General features: G+C 40.0%; 12 protein-coding genes. 5 read left to right on the top strand and 7 right to left on the bottom strand.

All coding sequences use genetic code 11. From position 1 onward, the window contains the following. Together AC5V8P_RS20950 and AC5V8P_RS20955 are read right to left on the bottom strand one after the other, a co-directional pair. Positions 1–180 (bottom strand): hypothetical protein (locus AC5V8P_RS20950; protein WP_495473826.1); only part of this gene is annotated, 180 nt, incomplete at its 3' end. Positions 181–470: 290 nt separating this feature from the next. After that, complete coding sequence (locus AC5V8P_RS20955; RefSeq protein ID WP_231116753.1) at positions 471–878, bottom strand: hypothetical protein; 408 nt, start codon at positions 876–878, stop codon at positions 471–473. 387 nt (positions 879–1,265) lie between these two features. Between AC5V8P_RS20955 and AC5V8P_RS20960 the strand changes: the two genes are divergently transcribed. The 3 genes from AC5V8P_RS20960 (at position 1,266) to AC5V8P_RS20970 (ending at position 3,112) form a co-directional block, all read left to right on the top strand. Beyond that, positions 1,266–2,030, top strand: a complete 765-nt coding sequence (locus tag AC5V8P_RS20960; RefSeq protein ID WP_064795781.1) for a ParA family protein — start codon at positions 1,266–1,268, stop codon at positions 2,028–2,030. 1 nt (position 2,031) lies between these two features. Continuing rightward, positions 2,032–2,295, top strand: coding sequence for a hypothetical protein (locus AC5V8P_RS20965; protein ID WP_231116755.1), 264 nt, complete (start codon positions 2,032–2,034; stop codon positions 2,293–2,295). Between the two features lie 358 nt (positions 2,296–2,653). Next, on the top strand, positions 2,654–3,112 hold the full coding sequence (locus tag AC5V8P_RS20970) for a hypothetical protein (protein WP_064795779.1): 459 nt from the start codon (positions 2,654–2,656) through the stop codon (positions 3,110–3,112). Between the two features lie 112 nt (positions 3,113–3,224). Here the strand turns inward: AC5V8P_RS20970 and AC5V8P_RS20975 are convergent, their stop codons facing one another. From AC5V8P_RS20975 to AC5V8P_RS20985, 3 genes are all read right to left on the bottom strand, one after another. After that, the gene (locus AC5V8P_RS20975; RefSeq protein WP_064795778.1) at positions 3,225–3,692 is read right to left on the bottom strand and encodes a hypothetical protein; all 468 of its coding nucleotides are present in this window, start codon (positions 3,690–3,692) and stop codon (positions 3,225–3,227) included. A 183-nt stretch (positions 3,693–3,875) separates the two neighbouring features. After that, positions 3,876–4,085 (bottom strand): hypothetical protein, encoded by a 210-nt coding sequence (locus AC5V8P_RS20980; RefSeq protein WP_064795777.1) that lies wholly within the window; start codon positions 4,083–4,085, stop codon positions 3,876–3,878. Continuing rightward, on the bottom strand, positions 4,037–4,375 hold the full coding sequence (locus AC5V8P_RS20985; protein WP_064795776.1) for a sigma-70 family RNA polymerase sigma factor: 339 nt from the start codon (positions 4,373–4,375) through the stop codon (positions 4,037–4,039). Before AC5V8P_RS20985 ends, AC5V8P_RS20980 begins: the two co-directional genes overlap by 49 nt. A 1,085-nt stretch (positions 4,376–5,460) precedes the next feature. Here AC5V8P_RS20985 and AC5V8P_RS20990 point away from each other — a divergent pair. After that, positions 5,461–6,138: a hypothetical protein gene (locus tag AC5V8P_RS20990; protein WP_064795783.1), complete on the top strand. Its 678-nt coding sequence runs from the start codon at positions 5,461–5,463 to the stop codon at positions 6,136–6,138. A 92-nt stretch (positions 6,139–6,230) separates the two neighbouring features. Here AC5V8P_RS20990 and AC5V8P_RS20995 read toward each other — a convergent pair whose 3' ends face one another. Then, positions 6,231–6,455: a hypothetical protein gene (locus AC5V8P_RS20995; protein ID WP_064795782.1), complete on the bottom strand. Its 225-nt coding sequence runs from the start codon at positions 6,453–6,455 to the stop codon at positions 6,231–6,233. Positions 6,456–6,631: 176 nt separating this feature from the next. Here AC5V8P_RS20995 and AC5V8P_RS21000 point away from each other — a divergent pair, with 176 nt between their 5' ends. After that, the gene (locus AC5V8P_RS21000; RefSeq protein ID WP_155762513.1) at positions 6,632–6,802 is read left to right on the top strand and encodes a hypothetical protein; all 171 of its coding nucleotides are present in this window, start codon (positions 6,632–6,634) and stop codon (positions 6,800–6,802) included. Positions 6,803–6,978: 176 nt separating this feature from the next. On the opposite strand, the gene AC5V8P_RS21005 is transcribed toward AC5V8P_RS21000, so the two are convergent. Further along, a complete protein-coding gene (locus AC5V8P_RS21005) occupies positions 6,979–7,128 on the bottom strand; it encodes a hypothetical protein (protein WP_155762512.1) in 150 nt (49 codons plus the stop codon). Between the last annotated feature and the right edge of the window lie 460 nt (positions 7,129–7,588).

The raw sequence follows: 7,588 nt of genomic DNA on the forward strand, positions 1-7,588 counted from the left end.
GACTTGTATACTTATTTGAATCGTTGAACGATTAGGTTCATTGTACTGTGTTTTGCCAGTAGATTCAATAAGTTTTTGAGATAATATGTTGAAGCCCCTGATCCGTGAGATGTGCGAATCAGGGGCTTTTTTGGTTTGCTGATTCAGCATAGTGCCAGCAGTGGCGCGGTGTTTGATCATACATAAAAATTTCATATGTTCTGGCGCTCGAACTATTTTTTTTGAAAAAATGACGTTCGAGGGCTTGATTTCCTATTGTCTTTTTTAGGTAATCAGGCATTTCAGCTTTGCCAAGCTGCGTGGTTTAAACAGTAACAAAGATGACAGGAATAACACGTAAAAAAACTGTCCATCGTACAGGCGGGAGCCTTACCCCAAGCGTGCGGTTATTTCCGGGTTGCCACGTTCATCCGTGGCTACACTAGCGCCCCAACCAGGTGCAAAGTGAAGCCGGCTTGGCCCCCGTCTACCTACTGTCGTGAGATACAAGCACGGACGGGGGCATGTTGGGCGTGTAGACACATAACCAAAAGCCGAAAGGTGAGTCCAACGTAAGGCAAAACGAAGAACGGCTTGATACGGATGTGACTCCATCCAGAGCCGTGACCGTTCCGAAAAGTACGTGGTGAAGTGCCGTTAGAACCTTGCTGGAAACCGTTCAAGGGAGGTAAGACCACGGTTAGAGAAGCTACTGTATGCTGTGGTGGCAGACTGGTCATAGGAACCGTAACCAGTCCAAGTAATTGAATCAGTAGGCGCAAATGCGCGTGATGGAAACAAAGCCGGGAGCCGTTCCCCGAAGCGTGACGGCAAGGCCATTCCAGGATCACCTTATCCCGTGAATTATCGATTTCCGGGATAAGGTGAACTGTGTCCAACTCGCAAAGGCCATGCCATAACTCGGCATAGCAGTCAACACAAAATTTCAGTTCACCTTAATGTAGGGGTGGGCGTGGGGAGCATGTTTTCAGTCCAAAGGCTTGCGTAGCAAGGCTTCCTTTTTAATGGGTTTGTGGATAGTTTTGGGCTTCAGCGTAGTTGTCCACAGACTTTAAGCTAGTTTGGATAGCGGTAGGCTGTATCTTTTTTAGATACTCTATTTGCAACTTTTCATACAGTGATAAATTATAAATAGGTGTTTGTTGCGGTAGGGGGCGGTGCTACGACTGCATATGTTGCTATTTACACGTACGTGTACGTTTGTGTTTACGTATACGTACGTGTACTGTATACTTAAATTATTAGGATATGAGGAGGGGTATGGGGTGGGGAAGGTGATTTCTTTTGGTATTCAAAAAGGTGGTTCAAGTAAGACGACGACCTCGGGGATCGTAGCATATATTTTGAACCAAGAATACGATAAGAGGGTCTTGGCGGTGGATTTGGACTCACAGGGGAATCTGACTGAGTTATTAACTCAACAGGATATCTATAATTTCCACGAAAGAACCGTTTTTGAGGCTTTAAAAGAAAAAGATGCTCGAAAGTATGTACATAATGTTGTACCTGGTCTTGATCTACTCACAGCAGAAGATCATTTGGCTAGGTTCCCTTCGTGGTTGTATGAGTCGTATAGGGGTAATAGGTCGCTTGTTTTAAAAGAGACTCTACAGAACGTACAGGACGACTACGACTACATTATCATTGATACGCCGCCAGCTCTAGGGGATCAGACGATCAATGCTTTGGCTGCTTCGGATGCAGTTGTGGCTATGTTCGAAGCGAGTAAATTTTGTTACTCTGCGATTGGTCGTTTTTTGGAGACATGCATTCATGTACAGAATTTGGTCAATAAAGACATGAAAATTGCTGGTATACTTCGTTCTTTGATAGACGCTAGACGGACGGACAATAAGGCGTTGGTAGAGCTAATCGAAGAGGAATATGGTGATCTTTGCTTTAGCACTATCATGACTCGTACAGCCGTTATAGGAAGGCTATCTATTAATGGTTTTAAAGATAATCCGGAATTAAATCAAGGATTGAAGCTTTATAGAGAATTTGTTAAGGAGCTGATTGATCGTGTCTAAAATGGACGACTTGAAAAACAAAATTAGAAGCACAGCAGCCAGCAGCGTTCATTCTGAAATGATTGATGGAATTTCGCACGATTCATCTTCGGAATATACGCCCAAGCCGAAGAAAAAAAAGTTTGAAGAACTGCATCAAAGGGATACTGTATGGATTGAAAATGAGCTTAAAAAAAGGCTTGATAGGGCTGGAGCTGAGGGTGGTAGAGGGGAAAAAACTCGAATTCTAAACGAAGCTCTAAGAGTGTATTTTGGATTAAAGTAAACACACACGTATACGTATACGTGTGTGTTTACTTTTCATTCCGCAACAGGGTTTCTATGAAAGTATGCCGAATACAGAGAACAGATGGTGTATGTATTTGCGGAGGACATTGGAGGGTGGTCTGGAGGATTGAAATAGTAGTATAGGGCGCTTTGCGGCACAATACGGAAGGCATGAGATTGAAGGCACCGTCGAATATGATGGGACAGATTACTGTTTAACAAGAATTATAGGTGTAAGTATGAATGGTTTGACTGCCAGGGCAAAGTATTACCCAATCGTAGGAGTAAGTAGATTAAGCTGGCCGTATTGATCAAGAAGGGAAGTTCATCCATTGGATCAGGAGGAAGTGATGATAATGAGTAAGCGTACTATTAATATTCTTTCAATAATTGTAATTGTCTTAGTGATAGGTATTCCGAGTATTGTTTATTTATTAGGTTTGAATACATCATTTCAAAAAGTTGTACTGGATCGTATAAATGTTGATGATATCACTTCGCTTTATATTATTAAGGATACATCAACTGGTGATATTAAAAATGCTGTTGTTACTGATAAAAAAGAAATTAAGAACATTATGAATGAATTCACCAACGTAAAGTTTAAAAAATCGGATAGTATTACATCTTTAAATGATAATTATACTATCAGAGCTCGAGTAAACGGTGAATCCAGGTTTACGATTACTATCTGGAGTAACACAGATATAACTATTTTTGATAAAGAAGAAAAGCATTCAGTTTATGATTATAAGGTAACTAATAAATTCGACTATGAATCACTTGTTAAAAATCTTGAAAAATTGCTCCATTAAAAAGATAATTTGGGATGAAACTAATTTACGAGTCTCTGAAATATAAAAGGCAGGGGGAAACTCTCCCCTCTGCCTCTTTTATTATACAGCGCAATTTGAAGTATATTTTTGTTTAAAAAATTTCCCAACCACTACCAGCCACATGAGCTCTAACTGGCACGCCTGCGCCTGTTACAAAACGAATTACTGTTCCATCAGATAGACTATATTCGAGAAATGGAAACTTGATTTCTAACATATCGTATCTCTTATTAAGTTCAAAGAACTCAATCCCATCAGCCATACCTTCATTTCCTTGTTTGATTAGACTCTCAAGTGCTTCACCAGTTTTTCCAATAGCAAACAAAGATGATACTATTGATGTTACACCCATTGCAATTCCTACAGGTGTAGAAGCAATGAATACAAGTCCTAAAATAGTGGCCCCAAATCCCGCCAAACCAGTCACCAATCCATTCCAGTCGGGATGATTTGTGTCGAACCCACCATTTCGATAAATAACTCTTTGTGCTGAACGCATTTGTGCTAGTTGATCTGCTGTTACAGTTATTGTTGAAGCATACTCACGTGTTCTTGCCATAATATTTAACCTCCAAAGTTTGGTTTACTCGAGTTGAGAGCTGCGCGCTTTAATTGCTCTTCACTTATAGGGTAATTTACATGGTTGTTTAACAACCTAAACGAAGAATATTTCTACATACCTTTTGTGATTTTAGTTTTATAGAAATGAAATATAGGTAGAATACAAAATTTATGTTGTTGATCACTTCAAAATAAACTCTAGAAACTCAAGTGTAATTGCAGATATTGCATCTTCATTTTGTAAATAGATGAATTGGCTTATTCGTAAGATATCTTCTTTAAACAGATCGATGATCTGTAATATAGCTTGTGTATCTTTTTGTTTAGCAGCACTCAATAATTTCAATAGTTCGCGGTCTGAAATAACTTCTGAATCATTTTTCGCTTCCATTTGCTCACCGCCTGTTGGCTGATATGAAGTTGTTCGGCTACTTCAGCTTCAGTTAGACCTTCGAGGTAAAGTTTTTTTATAATCAGTTCTCCTTTTTTGGGCAAACCACTTAAAATTTGTTTGATCCATATTTTTTCTTCAACTAAAGTAGAAAAATTTTCACAGGAAGGATCATTATTATGTAAGGAACATTCCCGATTCCGAATTTTTTTTTCTCGATATTGTAATCTCCATCCAATACGATAAATCTCTCTTTTGAAATATTTGTATACTTCTCCCTCTTTTACCATATAGAGCCCTCCTATCATAAGTATCTATAATATAGGGAGCCTAAAGGTTATTTTTACAACCATGTAATAGATTTCCTAGTGTATTTTCCAATGATGAACATAGGTGAAAATCAAAGAAATCGAGAGAAAAACAGAGATTGGTCAGTGGGCCATGGACAAAACCCTTTCGCTACGCATCTTTTCGAGCCAGAGCCTTTGTAGATCACGACATTGTAGCCTTTCGTGCGCTGCTAGACTTCCTGAATCGTGGTGTTGAGTATCAAAGCGCCGTAAATGCTGTTGTAGAGCGATATAAACGACTTCCAGGTAGCGGAATCTTTTAAGCCTATACGCCCTTTATATCGGACACATATGACTCAGCCTTCGAAGGGGATCCAGGAAAGGAAAGTGCACTATTGAATCTTTTTAACGATGAAGAATGCCGGCAGAAGAGGTAAAAATTCGGTTGCCGAGAGATTGGGATAATGTTCTGAAGCTTTTAAATGAAGTAAACGGTCATGAGCCGCCGAAGGATAAGTTAGAATAAGGGCGTTTTTCGGAAATGGACAGGGGTGGAAAACGGAGCAATCGCGAGAAAAGCAGAGATCGGCCAGATGGCCAAATCTCTGCTTTTTTGTATTGTTCCACGGAAGGCTAATCGGCGCTGAAGGTCAAAAACGGCCGTTTTTGCGGATCGGAGGGCCAGACATGTGCACAAAATTCAGGATTTTATACATATGCCAGCTAAGCAATGCGATAACGCTGTAGTGTGTGGATGAAACTTATATAAATGAGTCCAGGAGATCCGGATTCATTTTAGAGTGTGTTCATTTTTTACGCACTTTCTTTATTAAATATACAGCCAGATAGACTATTGCTACTATTGCTGCGCTTAAAAAGCAAACTAGAAAACCATCCATCTTTATTTTTCCATTAAGTATATATATAGTCAATATTCCAGTTAAGAACCCAACGATCAATATTGTTGCAACATTCTTCAATATTTGACAACTCCTTCTAAAAAAATGTACCAAAAGTGATATATATATGTTATTCTATGTATCGTTATTACAATTATATCATATTATTGGGAGGTAAGTGGTAAAATGAAGAAATTTATATCAGCTTTGATGGCATCTGTTATGCTAATGCTTGTTATCAGCAGTACAGCAGCACTGGCAGCAGCAACGTCAAATGAAGTACAGGGAGAATCAACCTTTGGACTCAGTCAAGAATTGATTAACAAAGCAAATCCTTACATAAAACTACAGTCACAAACATTTGCTTTAAGTGAAGAGGCTTCCAAAAATTTAACTGAAGAGGAACTTGGACTCGTTAATAAAGCTTTAGATTCGGCAAATAATCAAGCGAAGAATATCTCAGGTGATGTAACAGTTACTACAACGGATAGTAACAGTTTAAAGGTAGTACCTACTAATAAATTCTCTACAGCTTCGATTAACACTTCCTCTTATTGGGATTATGAATTATTTTGGTGGGGATACCGTATCTATTTTTCTCATCAATTAATAAATGATATCAAATCAAAAGCCCTTTACGCTGGGGGAATTGGTGCAATATCCGGAGGAACTCTTACCGGTATTCTTTCGTCTTTGGGTCTACCAGGTTGGGTAGCAAGCATTATTGTAGGGATATTTTTAGTTAAAGGTGCAAGCATTGTTTATGCGGATAATGGCAGAGGAGTTTATTTTGATGCATTTTGGATTGGTGATCCTGCTACCCAAGCAATAAACTTCGTTACAGCTAAAGTGTATGGTGCTTGATGCTGTTTAAGTAAAACGCGATAAACGAAACAAAGAAAGCTTCAGGCCTCTTCATCAAGGTAAAAAAGTAGCTCCTGCATTGCCTGCAGGAGCTACTTTTTTACTGAGATTAATTTTGTGCGAATCTTTAAGGACTCTCGGTTCATATTACGCTCTACGATCCTAGCTGTCTCTTCTGGGTCTCCAGAAAACCCCAAGTAATCAGAAACAGAAACCCCAAGCCTATTTTCCATTTCAGCAAGGGCTTTCTCGAATGGATCAACCTCTGTAGGCTGCTGCTTATTTCGTAGTGGAAAAGGTATGATGCGCGCTGCCATTTTCTTTCATCTCCCTTTGTTTTTGTGGTTGCATTCACAAAATAAAATGATCATTGACACCATAAAATATTAATGACTACCCGGCATGGGCCGGGGGCAAGCATTTATTCTATCCGGAAGCCAAGCAGATCAACGAGGTCAACAATCTGGCCGGACGTGTACTGCAACCGGACGAAATGGCTTCTCTCTCGCAGAAGGCTTCAGCAGCTTCTACATCGCATGACCCTGTACTCAAAGTGCTGGACAATGCGCTGAAGGTATTTGACGAAGCCAGCCGTAGAGCTGAACAGGCTGAACGGCAGAAGGAGTGGAGCCGTCGCAAGGAGCGGAAAGACCGGGGCCGTTAGAGTTGACGACGACTACAGGTCTTTTTAAAGTTCCGGATTATGGTTCCTACGAAAGAGGGGGGAAGCACTTTTTCTATGAATGGCTCAACCATGCGGATTTTTCTAAAAGAGCCCTCTTCTTTTTCCTGGGAACCAAAAACGGGAACTAAAAAAACATGACAAAGGGATCAAATGTCTTAATTCTTGGCGAGCTTATTCAGGGTGCGTTTGTATTTGTCTTTGCCCTTCTGTGCGATCCGCATCACCTGTTCGTTGCCGGCAGGCTGGATCTGGTCTTTAGGACAATGCCGCACGCTGGCTGTTTGATCTTTAGTTGAATATTTCATAGGGTGAACCTCCTTTATGGTAGGTATGTATTACAACTGATGTCGCTTTGCCTATTACTGCTCTTCAGACGCCACAGAAGGGCTGTATTACGGATTTTATGTGTTTTTTCTTACAAAAGCAAGGGGATGAATTGAAAACCTCCTAAAACGGACGTTAGGCGGCTTAGAATGCGATGTCTAATCAATGGATCTAAATCAGAAAATTTAGTATGTGAAATAAGAGGTTAGTAGGCAAATGAAAAAAGTCTAGCATGTTTTGCTAGACTCGTGGTAAGCTTTTCCTAGAAAAGCTTTAAAGCCAGTTTCACGGCAACTTTGGGTCGCCAAACCCTAGGCTGCTGTCTGACCGATCTGATCATCGGCGAAACAGGACGCGAAAACATGACTTGTATACTTATTTGAATCGTTGAACGATTAGGTTCATTGTACTGTGTTTTGCCAGTAGATTCAATAAGTTTTT

This window comes from Paenibacillus sp. N119s, from assembly GCF_059447605.1.